Below are 19,738 nucleotides of genomic sequence, written 5' to 3'. Positions count from 1 at the left end.
GGCGCCTCGCCTGGGGAGGCCCCGGGTTGGGCCGGGCGCACGGGTTTCAAGCCCAGGTGAGGGCGTGCGCGGGGCGGCAGGTCTCAGCCATAGATGCCCTGTAGAAACCAGGCTGGTTCTCCCGCGCTGCGGCGCCGGTAGACCCAGAGCAGGCCCGCCTGCGGGCTGCGGGCGACGTAGTAGTCGCGCAGGGCCAGTTCCTCTCCCTCGGTGTCGGCGGCGTCGGCAAAACTCCACCAGCCGGTTTCCAGCCGCTCGGGGCCGGCCAGCATGCGCAGCGGTCCCTGGTACCAAGGGCTTTCCCCCCGCATGTCCAGGCGCAGGGGCTCGGGCAGCAGCCAGGGCGGTTGCAGACAGAGGTGGTGGGGCAGCGTGGGCGGGCGGGCCGGGGCCACGGGCAGGCTGGCGGGAAACCAGACTTGCATGTGCTGGGGGCGGTGGTCGGCCAGCACGCGGCCGCGCAGCACGCGCTCCGCGCCCAGGCGGGCGGAGAGCCGTTCGATGAGTTGCGCCATCGACTCGCCTTCCTTCAGGTCTTCGGGCAGCAGGCTGCCGTTGTCGGCCTGGCAGGGTTCCGTTTCGGTGGCGTCAAGCCGCAGGGCTAGCACGGGCGCGGCCAGCGGGGTGCGCGCCAGGTGTTCGCCCAGCAGGCGAGCCAGGTGGCGCATGTCGCGTGTGGCCGTGGCGGTGCGCAGCGGCAGTTCGCCGTGCCGCAGCTCGCCCCGGCGCACCAGGTCGTGTTCCCAGAGCAGGGTGAGGGCCAGCACCCCGCGTTGCCGGGCCTGCAACCAGGCGTCCAGTTGGGCCAGCAGGCGTTGCGCGCCAAACAGCAGACCCTGCGCCACCTCGACCCGGCCCGTGAATTCCAAGCGGGCGCTGAAGGTCTCGGGCAGCACGGTCCAGGTCCAGGCCTCGGGGCGCAGGCCGTAAGCGCGGTCCAGCGCTTCAAGCAGCGCCGCTCCGAAGCGGCGTGCCAAGCCATCACGCGGCAGCGCGCGCAGCTGTCCCCAGGTCTGGCAGCCCAGGCGCGCGAGCAGAGGCAGGTGGTCGCGCGCCGCGCTCAGGTGGGCGAGTGGCAGAGCGTCCAGCGTGGCCTGGAGTTGGTGCCTGGGGCAGGCCAGGGCGGGCAGGGGTGGCGTGGCCGTGACAACCCGCCTGGGGCCGGGCCCCCGGGTGTCAGGTGCAGGACGATTCGCGTGCCTGGGGCCGAGGTTTGCGCGGACTGGAGGCGTGTGCTGCACCTCCGCAGCCTGCGGCAGGTTGAACGGTGGCAGGTCAAAAGGCGGCAGGGTGCGCAGCAGGGCCAGCGCGGCCAGGGCCGTGGGGGCGGCGGCCAGGCCGGTGCCGCCCACCGAGGGCAGGGTGGCGCGCAGGCGGTGCAGCAGCGCGCGCCGACCGCCAAACAGGCGCAGGCTGTCCGCCACGTCCACCAGCACGGCTTCCTCGATCACGCAGACCCGTGGGCTGAACTGCAGGGCCCACCAGGCCAGGGCCTGCTGCTCGGGCTCAGGCGTGCTGGGGCTGGCGTGCGGGGACGGATGAGGGGGCGGATGCGGCGCGCCCGGGCGCAGGGCGATCCACAGCATGGTGGGGTTCCTCGAGGGGCCGTCGCTGGCGCAGCGCGGCCCAGACAGGCAGCGGCGCGGCGAGTGTGACAGGGTGGTCGAGCGTGGGGCCACGGCGTTTGAGCAGTTCGACGCTCAGGGCCTGCGTTTGTCGGTCGGGCGGGGTGCGCAGCATGAGGCGCAGCGGCGCGGGGGAGGACAGGTGACTCGCCGTCTCGGGCCGAAAGGCGACCACCAGGGCCTGGTTGGCGCCGCCGGCCAGGTGCAGGCGGCGCAACTGCTCGGGCCGAGCCTGGGGCAGCCAGGCCAGCAGTGCGCCCAGTTCGCGGCAGCGCAGCGCCTGCTCGGCGGCCCAGAGCCGTTCTGCGGTCGAATGCGCGTCCACGCGCAAGACCTGCCCGGCGGGTATGCCCAGCGCGGCCAGGGCAGGCAGGTGAGGCAACCAGGGCGCGCCGACCAGCACCAGGGGGCCGTGCGCCACGGCCAGACGCAGCGCGGGCAGCAGCAGGCGCCATTCATGCAGGCCGGCCTGGGTTTGCAGGACCTCGGTCAGCTGCCCCAGTGGCCAGCCCCCGCCGGGCAGTTCCGGGTCCAGCTCGGCGTGGCCGCTGGACAAAAAAGCCTGTGGCGAGCGGGCCAACTCATCCGCGCGCCAGACGCCCGGCAGGGCGTCCAGGGCGGCGTGGCCGGCCCGGGTGGTGGTGGCGATCGAAGCCGGTGGGGCGGCGAGCATGGTCGGTCTTCCTGCGGCTGAGGCTAGGGCGGAGGGCTTGGATGAGTACTGTATTTAAAAACAGTATAAACGGATGGGCGCCGGCTGGAACAAGCGCGGTTCGCGCAAGTGACGAGGGCGAACCGAGGTGGGTGGGGCGTGAGTGAAGCGCCCCACGGCCGGCTACGATGGCAGGCATGCGATGTGCCCGCTTGTGCGCCGTCCTTTCCGAACGAAACCCAGACCTCAAAAGAAAGACCCTCAGTCCATGGTTCCCCTTCCCGATTGGCTTTTGTTCGCGGGCGCGGCCCTGCTGATGGTGCTGACGCCTGGGCCCAACATGGTCTACCTGATCTCGCGTTCCATCTGCCAGGGCCGGCAGGCCGGGGTGATTTCGCTGCTGGGTGTCATTGCGGGCTTCCTTGTGCACATGTTCGCGGCGGCGGCCGGGCTGACCGCGCTTTTTCTCGCCATTCCCTTGGGCTACGAGGTGCTGAAGGGGGCGGGCGCGGCCTACCTGCTTTACCTGGCCTGGGTGGCCGTGAAGCCGGGTGCTCGTTCGCCTTTCGAGGCGCGTGCGCTGACCATCGACCCACCGCGCCGCTTGTTCTTCATGGGCTTCGTCACCAATCTTTTGAATCCGAAGGCCGCGGTGCTGTACCTGTCCATCTTCCCGCAGTTCGTCTCGCCTGCGCATGGCTCGGTCTTCGCGCAGAGCATCCAACTGGGCCTGACCCAGATCGTGGTGAGCTTCACGGTCAACCTTGCCATCGTGCTGTCGGCGGCGCGACTGGCGGCCTGGTTTGCCCGCAGCCCGCGCTGGCTGGCCGCGCAGCGTTACCTGATGGGCTCGGTGCTGGCGGCCTTGGCCGTGAAGATGGCGATGGAACCCCGTCGTGCCGTTTGATGTAGCAAGCCGTAGTACATGCCCATGAACCGCCCCACCGCCTTGCGCGCTCACCAATTTGTCGGCCTCACGCCTGGCCCCCGGCTGATCGTGCTCGGGGCCGTGCACGGCAACGAAACTTGCGGCACCCAGGCCATCCTGCGCGTGCTGGATGAACTCACGCAGGGCGTCTGGTCCGTCGAGCGCGGCACGCTGACCCTGGTGCCGGTCACCAATCCCCTGGCCTATCAGCTCGGGCAACGGCAAGGCGACCGCAACCTCAATCGCAATCTGGGCGTGACGCCCAACCCCGTGGACTTCGAGGACCACGTGGCCAATGTGCTCTGCCCCTGGCTGCAGGCCCATGACGTCCTGCTGGACCTGCATTCCTTCCATACCCCAGGGCAGCCTTTTGTGATGATCGGGCCGGAGGACAACACCGGCCCCCTGGAGCCCTTCACCCATGCGCGCGAAGAACTGCAGCTGGTGCGGCACCTCGGGCCGACCCGGGTCATCGAGGGCTGGATGGAGACCTACGCTCGCGGCGTGGAACGCCGTCGTGCCGCGGGCCGAGGTGCTGCCGAGGACCTGCTGGATGCGCGCTATGGCGTGGGCACCTCGGAATACATGCGCACGCAAGGCGGTTACGGCGTCACGTTGGAATGCGGGCAGCATGAAGACCCGCACGCACCCGAGGTTGCCTACCAGGCCATCCGGCAGACCGTGGCCCTGTTGGGGCTGGCGTCACTACCCCTGGCGCCTGCGAATGAGCGCTTCGAAGTGCTGCGCCTGGTGGACGTGATCGACCGTGACAGCCCGGCCGACCAACTGGCCCGCCCCTGGGCCAGCTTCGACCCGGTGGGCGCGGGCGAGGTGATCGGCCTGCGTGCCGATGGTTCGGCGGTGCGTGCGCCCACCGATGGTTTTGTCGTCTTCCCCAACCCCGCGGCGCTGGTCGGCAACGAATGGTTCTATTTCGCCGTGCGCAGCCCGCGCAAACTGTGACGGCTGGGAGGCCTGTCGAAAAGGCGTCTGTCCGTTCGTCGTGAGGATGACCGGCGGCATCATTCAGGCTGGCCGGTCGTCAACTCACCTGGAGATGCAGACCATGAAGACTTTTCTCGCCGTTTACCTGGGTACCCCCGACGCGATGTCCGCCTGGAATGCGCTGGCCCCTGAGGTCCGCGCTGAACGCCAGGCTGCCGGCATGCGCGCATGGCAGGCCTGGGCCGAGCGGCACGCGGCCATCATCGTGGACCACGGCGCGCCGCTGGGCCGCACGAAGTCCATCTCACCCACCGGCATCGCGGACGTGCGCAACAACCTGGCCGCCTACGTCATCCTCCAGGCCGGCTCGCACGAGGAAGCGGCGCGTCTGTTCGTGCACCATCCGCATTTCACCCTGTTTCCCGGCACGGCTGTTGAGGTCATGGAGTGCCTGCCCATGCCGACGATGTGAAGCGTCAGCCACCGTGAGCGGGAGGAGGGGCGGACGAGCCCCCTCAGCCCAGCTTGCCTGCTTCAGAACAACTTAAACCAAGCAACCTTCTCGATGACCGGGGTAATTCAGTTGGAATCCGAGAGTTGCCTCAGTTGCATCAGCAATGGCTCGGAATCGGTCGATTTATCAAAGAACCAGTCAGCGCCGGCCCGCAGGTAGCGTTGGCGTTTGTCGTCCGTGGCCTTGCTGGTTAGCGCCATGACCTTCAGGCCCCGAAACTCGCGCTTGAATTGCGGAATCAGTTGGAGGGGTTTGCCATTGGGCAGATCCAGGTCCAGCAAAAGCATCGCGGGTTGCATGTGCTTGAGCAGACGCAGTGCGTGCAGGCCTTCCGCAGTAGCGATGACCTGACTGACACCGGGCATGGCCCAGAGCTGCCGAGTCAGGCGAAAGCGGACGGGGAGGGAGTGGTCTAAGAGGAGGATCTTCATGGTCCCCATGGTGCCGACGCGCGAGCTACCACACCATCGGAAGCGGCCGGTTCTGGCGTGGGAATTGGATGGCGCCTTGAGGACGATTCCTACCTTGGCTGCGTGCCTCGATGCGCAAGTGCATCGAACCGATTCCTGTAGATTTCTCCACACCTCATCGCCGCCGAGTGGCCGCTTTCACAACCATCAGAGGCCCGCAACGGGTCGGCAGTGAGCGCACGGGCGATAGAGTAATGGTCTCCAGACAGGCACCAACCGATTCAGTCGAACTCGACGATTGAAACAAGCCGATGGGCTGCCGGTCGTGCTGACTCAGGTGGCCCCTGAGTTCTGCTTTGAACATCAGGCCACCGGCATCGAGGACTTGCGCAACAACCTGATGGCCTGCGTCATCCTCCGGGTCCACTCCCAGGTAGAGGCCGTTAGGAAGCCTCGCTGCGGGCCGAGACCTGCACGGGCTCCAAGGGCTTGAGCGGTGCGGCCTCCCAGCCGCCGCCGAGCGCGCGGATCAAGCGCACCGTGGCTTGGCGCTGGCTGGCTTCCACGCGCTGGGCCTGGCGGCGGTTGAGCAGTTCGTTGCGGCGTGCGTCCAGCAGTTCCAGCTGACCGACGAAACCACTGCGGTAGCGTGTCTCCGAGATGGTGCTGGCGCGTTGCGCGGCACTGACGGCACGCCCCTGTGCGGCGGACTGTTCCTGCAGCAGGCGCAGCGAGGACAGTTGGTCTTCCACCTCGCGCAAGGCGTTGAGCACCTGCTGGCGATAGCTCGCCGCGGCCGCGTCCAACTGCCCCTCGGCGCTGCGCACGCCCGCCTCGCGGCGGCCCCCATCAAACAGCGGTACCGAGGCCAGGGCGCCGACGGCCCAGGCGCGGGTCGACCAGCGGAACAGATCACCCAGGTCCGGCGAGGCATGCCCCGCTTCGGCGGTCAAGGCGATGCTGGGGAACCAGGCCGCCTTGGCCACGCCCACACGGGCCTGCGCCGCCAGCAGCGAGGCCTGGGCGGCCGCGACGTCGGGGCGGCGCGCGAGCACCGTGGCCGGAACACCGGCGGGGATGAGGGGCAGAGCTGTGGTGCCGGTGGCGGGCGCCAACGTGAAGCTCGACGCGGCTTCACCCACCAGCACGGCCAAGGCGTGTTCGAGTTCAGCGCGGCTGCGGCGCACGGCGTGCACCTCGGCCTCGGTGGCGGCGAGTTCCGTCTGGATGCGGATCACGTCCAACTCGGCCACGTCACCCGCCTCGTAACGACGCTGGGTCAGACGCAGCGTGTCGGCGTAGGCCGCGGCCGTGTCGCTCACCAGCGCATGCTCGGTGTCGGCGGCGCGCAAGGCCAGGTAGGTCTCGGCCACCTCGGCCTGAACGAGCAACTGCGTGCTTTGCAGCAGCGCGGCGCGCGCCTGAGCGTCCAGACCCGCGGCGTCGCGTGCGCGTGCCAGGCGGCCGAACAGGTCCACCTCGTAGGACACGTTGACCTTGGCTTGCACCACGGTGGCAGGCGCGGTGTCGCCTGTTGTGTAGGTGCCCGCGCCGCGATTGGTGCCCAGGCCCGCGCCGACTTGCGGCATGCGCTCGGCCTGGGCGCCTTGCACCAAGGCGCGCGCTTGGGTCAGGCGGGCCGCAGCCAGCTGGATGTCGGTGTTGCGGTTCGCCGCGCGTTCGATCAGATCGTCGAGCACGGGGTCTCGGAAGGCTTTCCACCAAGTGCCACGGTCGCGCGCTTCCGCCGGTTCGGCGGTGGTCCAGTGTTCCTGGATTTCCTTGAACAGCGGTGGCGTGTCCACCGTCGCGGGCGTGGACGGTACGTCGGTGGCGCAGCCCGCGAGCAGCAGGGCCGCGGCCAGGGGCAACAGGGAATAGTGCAATCGTTTCATGACAGCGGTCTTTCAGCGGGGCAGTGACACCGTGGGCGACGCCGCGGACGGCAGCCCACCGGCGGCAAAGCCTTCGAAATGGGGGGTCTCGCCGTGCTGCTTGAGCGGGCGGTTGCCCGTCAGGCCGCGCAGCAACACGTAGAAGACGGGCGTGAGGAAGAGGCCGAAGGCGGTCACGCCGATCATCCCGGCGAAGACGGCCACGCCCATGGCCGAGCGCATCTCGGCGCCCGCGCCCGTGGCCAGCACCAGGGGCAGTACACCCATCACGAAGGCCAGCGAGGTCATCAGGATAGGGCGCAGGCGCAGGCGGCTGGCCTCGATGGCGGCCTGGATCGGCGTGCGGCCCGCGAATTCCAGCTCGCGTGCGAACTCGACGATCAGGATCGCGTTCTTGGCTGACAAGCCCACGAGCACGATCAGCCCGATCTGCGTGAACACATTGTTGTCACCCCCCGAGAGCCACACGCCCGTCATGGCCGCGAGCAAGCCCATGGGCACGATCAGGATGATGGACAGGGGCAGCACCAGGCTTTCGTACTGGGCGGCCAGCACCAGGAAGACCAGCAAGATGGCGAGCGGGAAGACCCACAGCGCCGAGTTGCCCGCCAGGATTTCCTGGTAGGTGAGTTCGGTCCATTCAAAACCCACGCCCTTGGGCAAGGTTTCGGCGGCGATGCGCTCGATGGCCGCGCGCGCCTGGCCCGAGGAATAGCCCGGCGCCGGGCCACCGTTGATGTCGGCCGAGAGGTAGCCGTTGTAGCGCATGGCGCGGTCGGGGCCGAAGCTGGAGTTCACCTTCATCAGCGCCGACAGCGGCACCATCTCACCACTGCTGGAGCGCACCTTGAGCAGGCCCACGTCCTCGGCGCGCGCACGGTAGGGCGCGTCGGCCTGGGCACGCACGCTGTAGGTGCGTCCGAAGCGGTTGAAGTCGTTGACGTACAGGCTGCCGAGGTAGATCTGCATGGTGTCGAAGATGTCCGTCACCGGCACGCCGAGTTGCCGTGCCTTGGTGCGGTCGATGTCGGCGTAGAGCTGCGGCACGTTGACCTGCCAGCTGGTGAACATGCCGGCCAGCTCAGGCGTTTGCCAGGCCTTGCCCATGAAGGCTTTCACGGCCTTGTCCATCTCGTCGTAACCCACGCCGCCGCGGTCTTCCAGTTGCAGCTTGAAGCCGCCCGTGGTGCCCAGGCCCGCGACCGGCGGCGGCGGGAACATCACGATGAAGGCGTCTTGAATCTGGCCGTAGGCCTGGTTCAATTGGCCGGCCACCGCGCCGCCGCTCTGGTCGGCGCGCTTGCGCTCGGCGAAGGGCTTGAGCGTGGCGAACACGATGCCTGAGTTGGAGCTGTTGGTGAAGCCGTTGATCGACAGGCCGGGGAAGGCGATGGCGTCTTCCACGTTGGGGTTCTGCCGCGTGATCTCGCCCATGCGCTGGATCACGTCCTCGGTGCGGTCCAGCGTGGCGCCATCGGGCAGCTGGGCGAAGCCGATCAGGTACTGCTTGTCCTGCGCCGGCACGAAACCGCCGGGCACCACCTTGAACAGCAGCACGGTCAGCGCCGCGAGCGCGAGGTAGAGGCCCATCATCCGTCCCTTGCGCGCGATGGCCCGCCCGACGCCGCCGCTGTAGGCTTCGGAGCCGCGCTGGAAGAAGCGGTTGAAGGCGCCGAAGAATCGACCGAAGACGCGGTCCATGCCGCGCGTCAGCGCGTCTTTGGGCGCGTCGTGGCCCTTGAGCAGCAAGGCCGCCAAGGCTGGTGAGAGCGTGAGCGAGTTGATGGCCGAGATCACCGTCGAGATGGCGATGGTCACCGCGAACTGCTTGTAGAACTGACCGGTCAGGCCGCTGATGAAGGCCAGCGGCACGAACACGGCGACCAGCACCAGGGCAATCGCGATGATGGGGCCGCTGACCTCGCGCATGGCGCGGTAGGTGGCCTCGCGCGGCGAGAGCCCGGCCTCGATGTTGCGTTCGACGTTCTCCACCACCACGATGGCGTCGTCCACCACGATGCCGATGGCCAGCACCAGGCCGAACAGTGACAGCGCGTTGATCGAGAAGCCCAGCAGGTGCAGCACGGCGAAGGTGCCGACCACCGACACCGGCACGGCCAGCAGCGGAATGATGGAGGCGCGCCAGGTTTGCAGGAACAGGATCACCACCAGCACCACCAGGGCAATGGCTTCGAGCAGGGTCTGAATGACCGACTTGATGGAGGCGCGCACGAACTGGGTGGGGTCGTAGGCGATGCGGTATTCCACGCCCTCGGGCATGAGCTGCTGCAGCTCGTCCATGGTCTGGCGCACGGCGGCCGAGATCTCCAGCGCGTTGGAGCCGGGCGCCTGAAACACGCCCATGCCCACGGCGGGCTTGTTGTTGAGCAGGGAGCGCAGCGAGTAGTCGGCCGCGCCCATCTCCAGCCGGGCGATGTCGCGCAGCCGGGTCACTGCGCCGTTGTCGCCCGCCTTGACGATGATGTCGCCAAACTCTTCTTCACTTTGCAGTCGCCCCTGGGCGTTGATGGACAGCTGCATGTCCACGCCGGGCAGTCCGGGGGAGGCACCGACCACGCCCGCCGCGGCCTGCACGTTCTGGCCGCGGATGGCGTTCACCACGTCGCTGGCCGAGAGGCCGCGCTGGGCGACCTTCTGCGGGTCCAGCCAGACGCGCATGGAATAGTCACCGCCGCCAAAGATCTGCACCTGGCCCACGCCTTCGATGCGCGCCAGCCTATCCTTGACGTTGAGCACCGCGTAATTGCGCAGGTAGTTGATGTCGTAGCGGTCATTGGGCGAGACCAGGTGTACCACCATCGTGATGTCTGGCGAGCTCTTGACCGTGGTCACGCCCAGTCGGCGCACTTCCTCGGGCAGGCGCGGCTCGGCTTGCGAGACGCGGTTCTGCACCATCTGCTGCGCCTTGTCGACGTCGGTGCCGAGCTTGAAGGTCACGGTCAGCGTCATCACGCCGTCGGTCGTGGCCTGGCTGCCCATGTAGAGCATGCCTTCCACGCCGTTGATGGATTCCTCCAGCGGCGTGGCCACGGTCTCGGCGATGACCTTGGGGTTGGCACCGGGGTATTGCGCGCGCACCACGATGGACGGCGGCGAGACCTCGGGGTACTCGGAGATCGGCAGGCCGCGCAAGGCGACCAGACCGGCGATCAGGATCAGCAGCGAGAGCACGCCCGCGAAGATCGGCCGATCGATGAAGAATTTCGAGAGATTCATGATGGTGGTTTCGTTCTCGCGGTTCAGGGCTGGGCCGAGGCCACGGCTTGGGTGCTGCTGTCACCAGACTTGCCGCGCAGGGCGGTGCTCATGGGCACGTCTTGCGGTTGCACCACGTCACCGGGGCGCACGCGTTGCAGGCCGTTGACGACGATGCGTTCACCCGCGCGCAGGCCGCTGCGCACCGTGCGCAGCCCGTCGACCGGCGCGCCCAGCGTGATTTCGCGGTACTCGGTCTTGTTGCCCGCGCCCACGACCAGCACGTATTTCTTGTTCTGGTCGGTGCCGATGGCCCGTTCACTCACCAGCAGGGTGCGCGCGCTCTGCGACTGACCCATGCGGATGCGGGCGAACTGTCCGGCCATCAGTTGTCCGTCCTTGTTGTCGAAGACGGCGCGCACGCGCACCGTGCCGCTGCGCGGATCGACCTGGTTGTCGATGAGCTGCAGCCTGCCGGTGTAAGGCGTGTCCTCCGTGTCGGAGGTGCCCATTTGCACCGGGATGCGCTCCACGTTTTGACGCGCGTTGCCCCCGGCGGCGCTCAAACCTTTGAGTGCCCGTGCGATCACCCGTTCATCCGCGTCAAAGCTCGCGTAGATGGGGTGCACCGAGACCAGGGTCGTCAGCACGGGCGCGCCCGGACCGGCGGCGACCAGGTTGCCCACGGTCGTTTCCAGCTTGCCGATGCGTCCGGCCACCGGCGCGCGCACTTGGGTGTAGTCCAGGTTGAGCTGCGCGACTTGCAACTGGGCCTGGGCGGCCTTGAGGTTGGCTTCCGCCTCGCGCAGCGTGTTCTGTCGGTCGTCGTGTTCGCGCTGGGCAATCGCCTTTTCGGCCCAGAGCAGGCGCGCGCGGGCATATTCATTGGTGGCAAAGGTCACGCGGGCCTGGGCCGCGGCGGCTTGCGCGGCGGCGCGTGCCACTTCGGCTTCGTAGGGCGCCGGGTCGATGGAAATCAGCAGATCCCCCTTGGCGACCAGCGCGCCTTCGCGGAAATGCATGGCCTGAATCACGCCCGCCACCCTGGGGCGGATGTCCACGCGGTCGATGGCTTCGATCCGGCCGGAGAACTCTTCCCAGGCGGACACATCACTTTCCGTGACCGTGGCCACGGAGACGGGCATGGGCGGCGGTGCGCCGTTGGCGGCGCTGGCTTGCGCCGTGCTGGGTTGGTGCAGCAGAACGATGACGGCCACGGTGACGGCGGTCAGCGCGGCGGCGGCGGGCCACCAGAGGCGGCGGCGGGGACGCAGGGGGAAGCGTGACATGGGGTTTCCTTTGAAAAGAGCAAAAAGGCAAAGAGACGAAAAGAGCGAAAAACGAAATGGCTGAAGAGGAGAGAAAAAAGAAAGCGGAACAAAAAATGGGAAAAAAGGGCGAGCAGGGTCCATCCCGGCCATCGGCCGGGTTGAACGGAACAGGGGGAGTCAGGTCAGTGGACGGGGACCGTCAGTCCGCGGGCGGACCCGCAGCCTGGAAGAAGCTGCGCAGGTGCTCATGCGCCTGTGCCGCGCAAGCGGGTACTTCACCGGCCAGCGGTTCGGCCAGGGAATCCGGCCAGCCGGTTTTGGCTGGCAGCAGGATGCGGGTGACCGCAATGCCAGCCTCGTGCAGGCGGTCGGCGTAAGCCAGCGCTTCGTCGCGCATGGGGTCGTCGCCACCCGCGAGGATGAGCGTGGGCGGCAGGCCCGCGAGCCGTTGCGCGTGCGCGGGCACGGCATAAGGATGTTCGGCGTCCATGGGACCGCGCAGGTACTCGCGCCAGCCGTCGATCCATTTGCAGCAGGTGGTGGGGCCCAGGGTTTCGCGCAGCGAGGCCGTGGCATTCCACGGGTCCAGCATGGGCGAGACCAGGATCTGACCGGCCAGCGCGGGGTGGGCGCGGTCACGCACCATCAGCGCCACTGCGGCGGCGAGGTTGCCACCCGCTTCCTCGCCCGCGACGAAGAGCGGCGCGCCGGTGCCGGCCAGGCGGGTGCGCTGCTTGTGCAGCCATTCGAGGGCCGTGTAACCCGCTTCCACCGCCTCGGGGAATTTGTGCGTGGGCGCCAGCGGGTAGGCCAGCGAGGCCACGACGGCACCGGAGCCCGCCAGCAGCTCGGCCAGGCACGCGCCGCTGTCCAGATCGCCCGAGACAAACGCCCCGCCATGGAAATGCAGCACCAGGGGCACGGCGGCGCCGCGCACCTTCTGGCCGCGCACGCGCAGTTCCAGCGGCCGGTCACCCGGCACGAACAGGGTCTGCGTCGGGGAGGGCAGGAAGGGGGAGGAGGTTGAGCTGACCATGGACACGACTATAGACACGCGTGGCACAGGGATAAAGCAGCCCCCAACCAGTTGTCTGTTTCCCGTTTGTGAACAATCCCGCCTGCGCGATGCGCAAACAGGACACAACACAGCATGGACCAGATTCAATCGATACGCGTGTTCGCGCGGGTGGTGGAGGCCGGAACCTTCACCAAGGCGGCTGAATCGCTGGATCTCCCCAAGGGCACGGTGACCAAACTGGTGCAGCAGCTGGAGGCGCGGCTGAAGGTCAAGCTGCTGAACCGCACCACCCGGCGCGTGACCGTGACGCCGGACGGCGCGGCCTATTACGAGCGCACCACCCGCGTGCTCAAGGATTTGGACGACATCGAGGCCAGCATGACCAATGCCCAGGCCAAGCCCGGCGGTCGCCTGCGGGTGGACGTGGGCACTTCGGTGGCGGGCCAGATCCTCATCCCGGCCCTGCACGATTTCTACGCCCGCTTTCCCGACATCCAGCTGGACCTGGGCGTGACCGACCGTCCGGTGGACCTGATCACCGACAACGTGGACTGCGTGATCCGGGGCGGTGAGTTGCAGGAACAATTCCTGGTGGCGCGGCGCCTGGGCAATGTGCCCCTGGTGACCGTGGCCTCGCCGGCGTACATCACGGCGCGCGGCAAGCCCCGGCACCCGGCCGAACTGGAAAAGGAACACACCTCGGTGAACTTCTTTTCCGCGCGCACCGGCCGCCCCTATGTGAACGAATACATCCAGGACGGCGAGACGCTGGAAGTGCTGGGGCGCTACCAGATCTCGGTGAACGAAAGCAATGCCCTGACGGCGGCGGTGCTGGCGGGCCTGGGTGTGTCCCAAATCCCCGCCTTCACGGCGGAACCCTTGCTCCAGAGTGGCCAACTGGTGCGGGTGCTCGAGGATTGGACCTGCCCCATGATTCCGCTCTACGTGGTCTACCCGCCCAACCGGCACTTGAGCGCCAAGGTGCGGGCCTTCGTGGAGTGGACGGCGGAGCTGTTTTCCCGCCATCCGCATGTGCTGACGGGATGAGCCGGGGCTGATGCCTCGGTCTTCGCATTGCGTCGTGGTGATGGCCATGACGCATGGTGCGTCCTTATCATCGGGCCATGCAATTACCTGTTTCTTCTGGGCTGCGGTGGTCTTGCCTGGGCTTCGAGGCCTTGACCGTCCACCAGCTCTACGCCCTGTTGCGCTTGCGTGCGGAGATCTTCGTGGTTGAACAGCGCTGCGCTTATCTGGACCCTGATGGCAAGGATGTGCATCCCCAGGCCTTGCACCTCATGGCTTACGACAGTGACACCTTGGCCGCCAGCGTGCGCATCCTGCCGCCCGGACTGGGCTACCCCTGCCCGAGCATCGGGCGCGTGGTGGTGGCCGCCACGCACCGTGGCACCGGCCTGGGCCATGTGCTGATGCGCGAGGCGCTGAGTCATCTGCGCCAACGCTGGCCGAGCAGCGAGGTCCAGTTGGGCGCGCAGGCCCATCTGGCCGATTTCTATGCCGCGCACGGTTTTGTCGTGGTGTCTCCGGTCTACGACGAGGACGGCATCCCCCACGTCACGATGCGCCGGCCGGCCTAGTCTGGGGGCAAGCGAGGTTCAGGCGTCGATCGTGGTGTGCGGCTCGTGCTCTGGGCGCGTGCCCAGGGGCAGCACGCACAGCGTCACGCCGTCCAGCGTGAGCACCAGGCCGAGCTGTCCGCCGACCTGGGTGACGGCACAACGGCTCATGGGCGAGGCGGCTACGGCCTCCAAGGTTGCTGTGGGCGAACGGCTGGCTCCTGCGTTGGCGCGGATCGGTGGCTGGCGCAGCAAGGCCCACAAGCTGTGTGGATCACGCAGGCGCAGCGCATGCAGGTAAATGCGCAACAGGCCTTCTTGTCTCGGCTCCAGATCCGACGAGGCTGGTGCTGTGCTCCCCGTGCGCAGACGCAGCAGAGCGCGCCGCAATTGCTGGCGGCTGCCTGCTTCCGTCTTGCCCTGGGCCTGGGCAATTTCGGCGTGGTCCGCCTCGAATACCTCGTGCAGCAGCACCACCGCGCCGTCCGCAGGCGTCAGACGCAGCGCGAGCAGACGCAGCGCGAGTTCGGCTTCTTGTGCCAGACCGGCTTGCGACTCAGCCGAAGGTGTGTCACGCGCGCCGTCCTCGGAGGACGATTCCGCCAACCATTGCTGCAGCCACTGCCGCCGCCGCAGCCGGTCGATGGCGAGGTTGCGCATCACGGTGAGCAGCCAGGCCTGCGCGGCGTTGAGTTCCAGTTCCTGGTTTTCCAGCGCGCGGACATAGGCATCCTGCACCGCGTCCTCGGCGTCTGCGGCTCCCAGCAGCCGGGTGGCGGCGCGCACCAGGTGGTGGCGATTGGCCGACAACAGTGCCGACTGGGCAGGTTGGGTGGGGAGGAGGGGCAGACGTTCATCGCGCATGCAACCATCTTGCCATGGTGGGACAGGGCCGCGCGAGGCGCGTCAGGGTGTCACGCGCCATGCGCTTCATTCGTCATGGCGGCTTTACCACTAGGAAAACACCATGAGCACACCCGACAGCCCCGCACCGACCAGTGCCACCGAACCCCGCACCGCCTCCTACCTGGAGGAAAAGGCCTTCAAGACCCGCACCCTGCTGGTTTTTGGCACCGTGACCGACGCCATGGCCGCCGACGTGACGCGCCGGCTCATCGCGTTGGATGCGGAGAGCGCCGACCCCATCCACCTGTTGGTGAGCTCGCCCGGCGGTCATCTGGAATCCGGCGACGCCATCCACGACATCGTGCGTTTCATCGCTGCGCCGGTGCACATGGTCGGCACCGGTTGGGTCGGCAGCGCCGCCACCCATCTCTACCTGGCCGTGCCGCGCGAGCGACGCTACTGCTTGCCCAACACCCGCTTTCTGATCCACCAGCCCAGCGGTGGCGCGGGTGGGCCGGCCAGCAACATCGCCATCCAGGCCCGGGAGATGGTCAAGGCCCGCGAGCGCATCGCCGCCACCATCGCGCGCGAAACCGGCAAGTCGCTGGAGGCCGTGCTGGCCGACATCGAGCATGACCGCTGGTTGTCCGCGCAGGAGGCGGTGGACTACGGCTTGGTGTCACGCATCATCGAGCGCAAGTCCGAGCTGGCCTGAGTAGCTGTGAACTGGCATGCGCGGCTGCTGCCGGAAGCTGGAACCTCTGCCGGTGCTGGCTCACGCCTGTCGCCGCCAGAAGGTTGCAGAGAGCAGCCAGGTTGACAAGACGGTCGCGCAGAAGGTCACGGCGACCCACATCCAGTCCTCGGCGTGCAGTGGTCGCAGATTCAGGAAGCGGCCCAGGCCAGGGATCTGGATGGCCAGTACCAGTGTCGCCAACGTGCCGAAGACCAGCCAGCGTGGCGCCGCGTGGCGCAGTCGGGTCAGGCCCGTCGTGATCCCCGCGCTGGCCACCAGCAGAACGGCCAGCGCCATGGCGCGTGCGTGCTCGGCATCACGCTCCGCGCCCAGGGCGTGCAGGTAGCTCCAGATGGTGGCCACGCTGAGCAAGCCACCCACGAGTCCGATGCCCAGCCATCCCTGGGTCGTGAAAAAACGCGTGGTCCGCTGGCGTTGCACCCTGGCGAGAGGGGTTTTCGACGGAAGGTCCTGAAAAGCCATCATCGCGGTGGGATGGATGATCAGTTCCAGCCACACGATGTGGATGGGCAGAAACAGCAGGGGCAGGCCCATCAGCGGGATGGCCGCGGCGCCGATCACCAGCGGCAGGTGCACAAGCAGCAGATAGACGAATGCCAGGCGCAGGTTCTGAAAAAGTTGGCGGCCTTCGGCGACGGCATCGACGATGGTCCTGAAGTTGTCGTCCAGCAGAACCACCGCGGCAACTTCACGCGCGCTGCGTGTGCCACGCGCACCCATGGCCAGACCGATGTCGGCCTGGCGCAGCGCCGGCACATCGTTGACCCCATCCCCCGTGACGGCAACGATTTCTCCTTGAGATTGGAGCGCCTGGACCAAGGCCAGTTTCTGCGTGGGCGTCGCGCGCGCGACCACGTCCAGTTCACCGGCCGAGCGCAAGGTTTGGTCTGGATCGTCCTCGGACCCCAGCATGACGGTCTTGGGATTGCCCCCGCCCAAGCCGATCTGGCGCGCGATCGCCGTGGCCGTGGCCGGGTGATCGCCCGTGACCATGATGACGCGCATGCCCGCGGCCAGGCAATCGGCCATCGCCTCTCGCACGCCGTCCCGGACCGGATCTTCAAAGGCCAACAGCCCCGCGAACTGGAATCCCAGGCCGGGCTCCTGTTCCAAGGGCATGGTGCCCGCCATGTCCATCGAGGCGCAGGCGATGACCTTGTGGCCGGACTTGCCATGCGTGTCGACCAGGGCCAGCCAGCGGGACCGTTCCAGTTCTGAGAGAGCGCACACCGCCAACACGGTCTCGGGGGCGCCCTTGGTGTAGGCGGTGAGGCGGCCGTCGTTGTGGGACCAGATGGCTGTCTCACGGCGCCGGGCTTCCGTGAACGGGAAGCTGGCGCGCCTGTCCGCGGAGGGCAGCGGTCCGGCGGCTGCGTGCAAGGCCTGGTCCAGTGGGTCACCGCTGTCCTGCCGCGCCGCGAAAGTGGCGACTTGCAGCACGGCGGCTTCATCGAGTCCGGCAGCCGGTATCCGGTGTGACAGCACCAGCATGCCCTCGGTGAGGGTGCCTGTCTTGTCCGACAGAATGCAGGTGACGCGCCCGATGTTCTCGACCGCGACGGCGCGGCGGACCAGGGCGTTCTTGCGTGCCAGCCGGAAGACACCCACGCCGAGGAAGAAGGTGTAGACGACGGGGAACTCCTCCGGCACGGCGGCCACGGCGAGGGTCACCGCGCTCAGCAAGGCATCGATCCATCCATGGCCTTGCCATAGGCGGACCGCCGCGAGCACGGCGCACACGATGAGTGCCGCCGCGAGCAGCATGACGACGAGTTCACCGATGGCTTTTTGCAGAGGCGTTGACCCAGGATGTCCCACGGTCGCCGTGCGGACGATTTCCCCGTAGCGCGTGTCGCCCCCCGTGAAGACGACGCGCAGCCTGGCCGTGCCGGTCAACAGACGCGTTCCCGCGGTCCCCCAGTTTTCGTCCAGCGCCGATGCAGGTAACGGGCCGGGGTGGGCGATCGCCCGCTTGGGCACGGGCAGTGATTCGCCAGTCAATGTCGACTCGTCCGCTTGCAGCTCGGCGCCCGTCACCAGGACGCCATCGGCCGGGAAATACTCCCCGGGCTTAACCTCCACCAGGTCTCCCGGCACCAGTTGCCTGGACGCGAGTTCTCGCCACTCGCCATCTCTCATCACCCGCGCCGAACTTGCCAAGCGGCTTGCCAGACCCGCGGACGATGCCGTGGTACGCCGGTGCAGGTAGGCGTCCATCCCCAGCAGGGGCACCATGGCGAGCAGCAAAGTCAATGATTCGGTGACCTGTCCCAGCAGGCCGAACAGTCCGGCGGTGAAGACGAGGAACCACAGCATGGGGTCGCGGGCGGTGTCGCGCGCGATGATCAGCCAGTTGCTGGTCGTCTCGGGAACGATGTCGTTCCAGCCAAAGGCGCGGCGCTGTACCTCGACCTGAGCCGACGACATGCCTAAGCCGTTCAGACCCGTGGAGGGAATGTGCTCGGGGGGGATACGGCGTTGATTCATGATGATTGGCGGACCCTTGTAATTGGCCGCCCTGCAATGGGTGTAAGGTTCAGCCAGCCGGATGCCCATCCTCATTCTAGGTGGACCAATTCATGAACACACGCAAAGAAAACACCCGCATCGAGCGCGACACCTTCGGCCCCATCGATGTCCCCACCGAACGGCTCTGGGGCGCGCAGACCCAGCGCTCGCTGCTCAATTTCGATATTTCGGGCGAGCGCCAGCCACGCGAGCTCATCTATGCCCTGGTCCAGGTCAAGCGGGCCTCGGCCACGGTGAACCAGGCGCTGGGCCTGCTGGACGCGGCCAAGTCCCGCGCCATCGTGGCGGCGGCCGACGAGGTATTGGCCGGCCAGCATGCGGACGAATTCCCACTCGTGGTCTGGCAGACCGGCTCCGGCACGCAGACGAACATGAACGTCAACGAGGTGCTGGCCAACCGGGCCAGCGAGTTGCTGGGTGGCGTGCGCGGCGAAGCTCGCCAAGTGCATCCGAACGACGAGGTGAACCGCAGTCAATCCAGCAATGATGTGTTTCCCACGGCCATGCATGTGGCGGCGGTCGAGGCCATCACGCAGCGCTTGCTGCCCGCCTTGCAAACGCTGCGCGCCACGCTGGATGCCAAGGCGCGCGAATTCGACGACATCGTCAAGATCGGGCGCACCCATTTGCAGGACGCCACGCCCCTCACCCTGGGGCAGGAGTTTTCGGGCTGGGTGGCGCAGCTGGCGCACGGCGAGCGCCATGTGCGCGCCGCCTTGCCGCATCTGTGCGAACTGGCGCTCGGCGGCACGGCCGTGGGCACGGGGCTGAACGCGCCCGCGGGTTACGCCGAGGCCGTGGCGCAGGAACTGGCACGCCTGACGGGCCTGCCCTTCGTGACCGCGCCCAACAAGTTCGAGGCGCTGGCGTCCGTCGATGCGCTGGTGCACGCGCACGGCGCGCTCAAGACGCTGGCGGCCAGCCTCATGAAGATCGCCAACGACGTGCGCTGGCTCGCCAGCGGGCCGCGCAGTGGCATCGGCGAAATCAGCATTCCCGAGAACGAACCCGGTTCGTCCATCATGCCCGGCAAGGTCAACCCCACGCAGAGCGAGGCGCTGACCATGCTGTGCTGCCAGGTCTTCGGCAACGACGTGGCGATCAATCTGGGGGGCGCCTCGGGCAATTTCGAATTGAATGTGTTCCGTCCGATGGTGGCGCACAACTTCCTGCAAAGCGTGCGGCTGCTGGCCGACGGCATGAGGAGCTTCAACGACCATTGCGCTGTGGGCATCACGCCCAATCGCGAACGCATCACCGAACTGGTGGCGCGTTCGCTGATGCTGGTGACCGCGCTCAACCCGCACATCGGCTACGACAAGGCGGCGCAGATCGCCAAGAAAGCGCACCACGAAGGGTTGACCCTGCGCGACGCGGCCCTGGCCAGCGGCCACGTCACGGCCGAGCAGTTTGACCAATGGGTGGTGCCGGCCCGGATGGTCGGGCGCTGAGCTGGTGTAGGCCAGGGTGCGGCGGTTTCATCACCGGCTGCGGCCCTGAGCCTGTACGGTGTTATGGACGTTTCCGCGAGGCTTATGCGTGCAGACGCACAGAG

At 67.6% G+C, this 19,738-nt stretch carries 16 protein-coding genes; 7 read left to right on the top strand and 9 right to left on the bottom strand.

Annotation, left to right across the window (positions count from 1 at the left end; all coding sequences use genetic code 11):
• Nucleotides 1-83: 83 nt before the first annotated feature.
• Both AZ34_RS14570 and imuA read right to left on the bottom strand, forming a co-directional pair.
• Nucleotides 84-1,586 (bottom strand): Y-family DNA polymerase, encoded by a 1,503-nt coding sequence (locus AZ34_RS14570; protein WP_035609359.1) that lies wholly within the window; start codon nt 1,584-1,586, stop codon nt 84-86.
• Nucleotides 1,507-2,298 (bottom strand): translesion DNA synthesis-associated protein ImuA, encoded by a 792-nt coding sequence (imuA, locus tag AZ34_RS14565; protein WP_051509886.1) that lies wholly within the window; start codon nt 2,296-2,298, stop codon nt 1,507-1,509. The genes AZ34_RS14570 and imuA overlap by 80 nt, the downstream gene beginning before the upstream one ends.
• 247 nt (nt 2,299-2,545) lie before the next feature.
• Here imuA and AZ34_RS14560 point away from each other — a divergent pair, with 247 nt between their 5' ends.
• The 3 genes from AZ34_RS14560 to AZ34_RS14550 all read left to right on the top strand — a co-directional run bounded on the left by AZ34_RS14560 (nt 2,546) and on the right by AZ34_RS14550 (nt 4,622).
• Nucleotides 2,546-3,184 (top strand): LysE family translocator, encoded by a 639-nt coding sequence (locus tag AZ34_RS14560; protein ID WP_035609358.1) that lies wholly within the window; start codon nt 2,546-2,548, stop codon nt 3,182-3,184.
• 24 nt (nt 3,185-3,208) lie between these two features.
• Nucleotides 3,209-4,168 carry a succinylglutamate desuccinylase/aspartoacylase domain-containing protein gene (locus tag AZ34_RS14555; RefSeq protein ID WP_051510189.1) on the top strand — a complete coding sequence of 320 codons (960 nt, stop codon included), beginning with the start codon at nt 3,209-3,211 and terminating at the stop codon, nt 4,166-4,168.
• A 103-nt stretch (nt 4,169-4,271) separates the two neighbouring features.
• On the top strand, nt 4,272-4,622 hold the full coding sequence (locus AZ34_RS14550) for a hypothetical protein (protein WP_231495543.1): 351 nt from the start codon (nt 4,272-4,274) through the stop codon (nt 4,620-4,622).
• 107 nt (nt 4,623-4,729) lie between these two features.
• Here the strand turns inward: AZ34_RS14550 and AZ34_RS14545 are convergent, their stop codons facing one another.
• The 5 genes from AZ34_RS14545 to AZ34_RS14525 all read right to left on the bottom strand — a co-directional run bounded on the left by AZ34_RS14545 (nt 4,730) and on the right by AZ34_RS14525 (nt 12,492).
• Nucleotides 4,730-5,095, bottom strand: coding sequence for a response regulator (locus AZ34_RS14545; protein ID WP_081767345.1), 366 nt, complete (start codon nt 5,093-5,095; stop codon nt 4,730-4,732).
• Between the two features lie 422 nt (nt 5,096-5,517).
• A complete protein-coding gene (locus AZ34_RS14540; RefSeq protein ID WP_035609351.1) occupies nt 5,518-6,969 on the bottom strand; it encodes an efflux transporter outer membrane subunit in 1,452 nt (483 codons plus the stop codon).
• A 12-nt stretch (nt 6,970-6,981) separates the two neighbouring features.
• Nucleotides 6,982-10,206 (bottom strand): efflux RND transporter permease subunit, encoded by a 3,225-nt coding sequence (locus tag AZ34_RS14535; protein WP_035609349.1) that lies wholly within the window; start codon nt 10,204-10,206, stop codon nt 6,982-6,984.
• Nucleotides 10,207-10,229: 23 nt separating this feature from the next.
• The gene (locus tag AZ34_RS14530; RefSeq protein ID WP_035609347.1) at nt 10,230-11,474 is read right to left on the bottom strand and encodes an efflux RND transporter periplasmic adaptor subunit; all 1,245 of its coding nucleotides are present in this window, start codon (nt 11,472-11,474) and stop codon (nt 10,230-10,232) included.
• 181 nt (nt 11,475-11,655) lie between these two features.
• Nucleotides 11,656-12,492 carry an alpha/beta hydrolase gene (locus AZ34_RS14525; RefSeq protein WP_035609344.1) on the bottom strand — a complete coding sequence of 279 codons (837 nt, stop codon included), beginning with the start codon at nt 12,490-12,492 and terminating at the stop codon, nt 11,656-11,658.
• A gap of 114 nt (nt 12,493-12,606) precedes the next feature.
• Between AZ34_RS14525 and AZ34_RS14520 the strand changes: the two genes are divergently transcribed.
• On the top strand, nt 12,607-13,521 hold the full coding sequence (locus AZ34_RS14520; RefSeq protein ID WP_035609341.1) for a LysR family transcriptional regulator: 915 nt from the start codon (nt 12,607-12,609) through the stop codon (nt 13,519-13,521).
• 77 nt (nt 13,522-13,598) lie between these two features.
• The gene (locus tag AZ34_RS14515) at nt 13,599-14,072 is read left to right on the top strand and encodes a GNAT family N-acetyltransferase (protein WP_035611833.1); all 474 of its coding nucleotides are present in this window, start codon (nt 13,599-13,601) and stop codon (nt 14,070-14,072) included.
• Between the two features lie 18 nt (nt 14,073-14,090).
• Here AZ34_RS14515 and AZ34_RS17710 read toward each other — a convergent pair whose 3' ends face one another.
• Nucleotides 14,091-14,915 carry a sigma-70 family RNA polymerase sigma factor gene (locus AZ34_RS17710; RefSeq protein ID WP_051509884.1) on the bottom strand — a complete coding sequence of 275 codons (825 nt, stop codon included), beginning with the start codon at nt 14,913-14,915 and terminating at the stop codon, nt 14,091-14,093.
• A gap of 103 nt (nt 14,916-15,018) precedes the next feature.
• Between AZ34_RS17710 and AZ34_RS14505 the strand changes: the two genes are divergently transcribed.
• Nucleotides 15,019-15,612, top strand: a complete 594-nt coding sequence (locus AZ34_RS14505) for an ATP-dependent Clp protease proteolytic subunit (RefSeq protein WP_035609338.1) — start codon at nt 15,019-15,021, stop codon at nt 15,610-15,612.
• Between the two features lie 60 nt (nt 15,613-15,672).
• Here AZ34_RS14505 and AZ34_RS14500 read toward each other — a convergent pair whose 3' ends face one another.
• Entirely contained in the window at nt 15,673-18,141 is a 2,469-nt protein-coding gene (locus AZ34_RS14500; RefSeq protein ID WP_051510187.1) for a cation-translocating P-type ATPase, read from the bottom strand.
• A gap of 92 nt (nt 18,142-18,233) precedes the next feature.
• Between AZ34_RS14500 and fumC the strand changes: the two genes are divergently transcribed.
• A complete protein-coding gene (fumC, locus tag AZ34_RS14495) occupies nt 18,234-19,634 on the top strand; it encodes a class II fumarate hydratase (RefSeq protein WP_035609335.1) in 1,401 nt (466 codons plus the stop codon).
• Nucleotides 19,635-19,738 lie beyond the last annotated feature (104 nt).

It is taken from the genome of Hylemonella gracilis str. Niagara R (assembly GCF_000600295.1).
Taxonomy (GTDB): Bacteria; Pseudomonadota; Gammaproteobacteria; order Burkholderiales; family Burkholderiaceae_C; genus Hylemonella; species Hylemonella gracilis_A.
Note: the sequence above shows the minus strand (reverse complement) of the source record. Positions and strands in the feature narration are given on the sequence as shown.

Bases quoted from the DNA above. Each gene is read 5' to 3' on its own strand.
- AZ34_RS14570 (WP_035609359.1), bottom strand. From the start codon at position 1,586: ATGCTGTGGATCGCCCTGCGCCCGGGCGCGCCGCATCCGCCCCCTCAT.
- imuA (WP_051509886.1), bottom strand. From the start codon at position 2,298: ATGCTCGCCGCCCCACCGGCTTCGATCGCCACCACCACCCGGGCCGGC.
- AZ34_RS14560 (WP_035609358.1), top strand. From the start codon at position 2,546: ATGGTTCCCCTTCCCGATTGGCTTTTGTTCGCGGGCGCGGCCCTGCTG.
- AZ34_RS14555 (WP_051510189.1), top strand. From the start codon at position 3,209: ATGAACCGCCCCACCGCCTTGCGCGCTCACCAATTTGTCGGCCTCACG.
- AZ34_RS14550 (WP_231495543.1), top strand. From the start codon at position 4,272: ATGAAGACTTTTCTCGCCGTTTACCTGGGTACCCCCGACGCGATGTCC.
- AZ34_RS14545 (WP_081767345.1), bottom strand. From the start codon at position 5,095: ATGAAGATCCTCCTCTTAGACCACTCCCTCCCCGTCCGCTTTCGCCTG.
- AZ34_RS14540 (WP_035609351.1), bottom strand. From the start codon at position 6,969: ATGAAACGATTGCACTATTCCCTGTTGCCCCTGGCCGCGGCCCTGCTG.
- AZ34_RS14535 (WP_035609349.1), bottom strand. From the start codon at position 10,206: ATGAATCTCTCGAAATTCTTCATCGATCGGCCGATCTTCGCGGGCGTG.
- AZ34_RS14530 (WP_035609347.1), bottom strand. From the start codon at position 11,474: ATGTCACGCTTCCCCCTGCGTCCCCGCCGCCGCCTCTGGTGGCCCGCC.
- AZ34_RS14525 (WP_035609344.1), bottom strand. From the start codon at position 12,492: ATGGTCAGCTCAACCTCCTCCCCCTTCCTGCCCTCCCCGACGCAGACC.
- AZ34_RS14520 (WP_035609341.1), top strand. From the start codon at position 12,607: ATGGACCAGATTCAATCGATACGCGTGTTCGCGCGGGTGGTGGAGGCC.
- AZ34_RS14515 (WP_035611833.1), top strand. From the start codon at position 13,599: ATGCAATTACCTGTTTCTTCTGGGCTGCGGTGGTCTTGCCTGGGCTTC.
- AZ34_RS17710 (WP_051509884.1), bottom strand. From the start codon at position 14,915: ATGCGCGATGAACGTCTGCCCCTCCTCCCCACCCAACCTGCCCAGTCG.
- AZ34_RS14505 (WP_035609338.1), top strand. From the start codon at position 15,019: ATGAGCACACCCGACAGCCCCGCACCGACCAGTGCCACCGAACCCCGC.
- AZ34_RS14500 (WP_051510187.1), bottom strand. From the start codon at position 18,141: ATGAATCAACGCCGTATCCCCCCCGAGCACATTCCCTCCACGGGTCTG.
- fumC (WP_035609335.1), top strand. From the start codon at position 18,234: ATGAACACACGCAAAGAAAACACCCGCATCGAGCGCGACACCTTCGGC.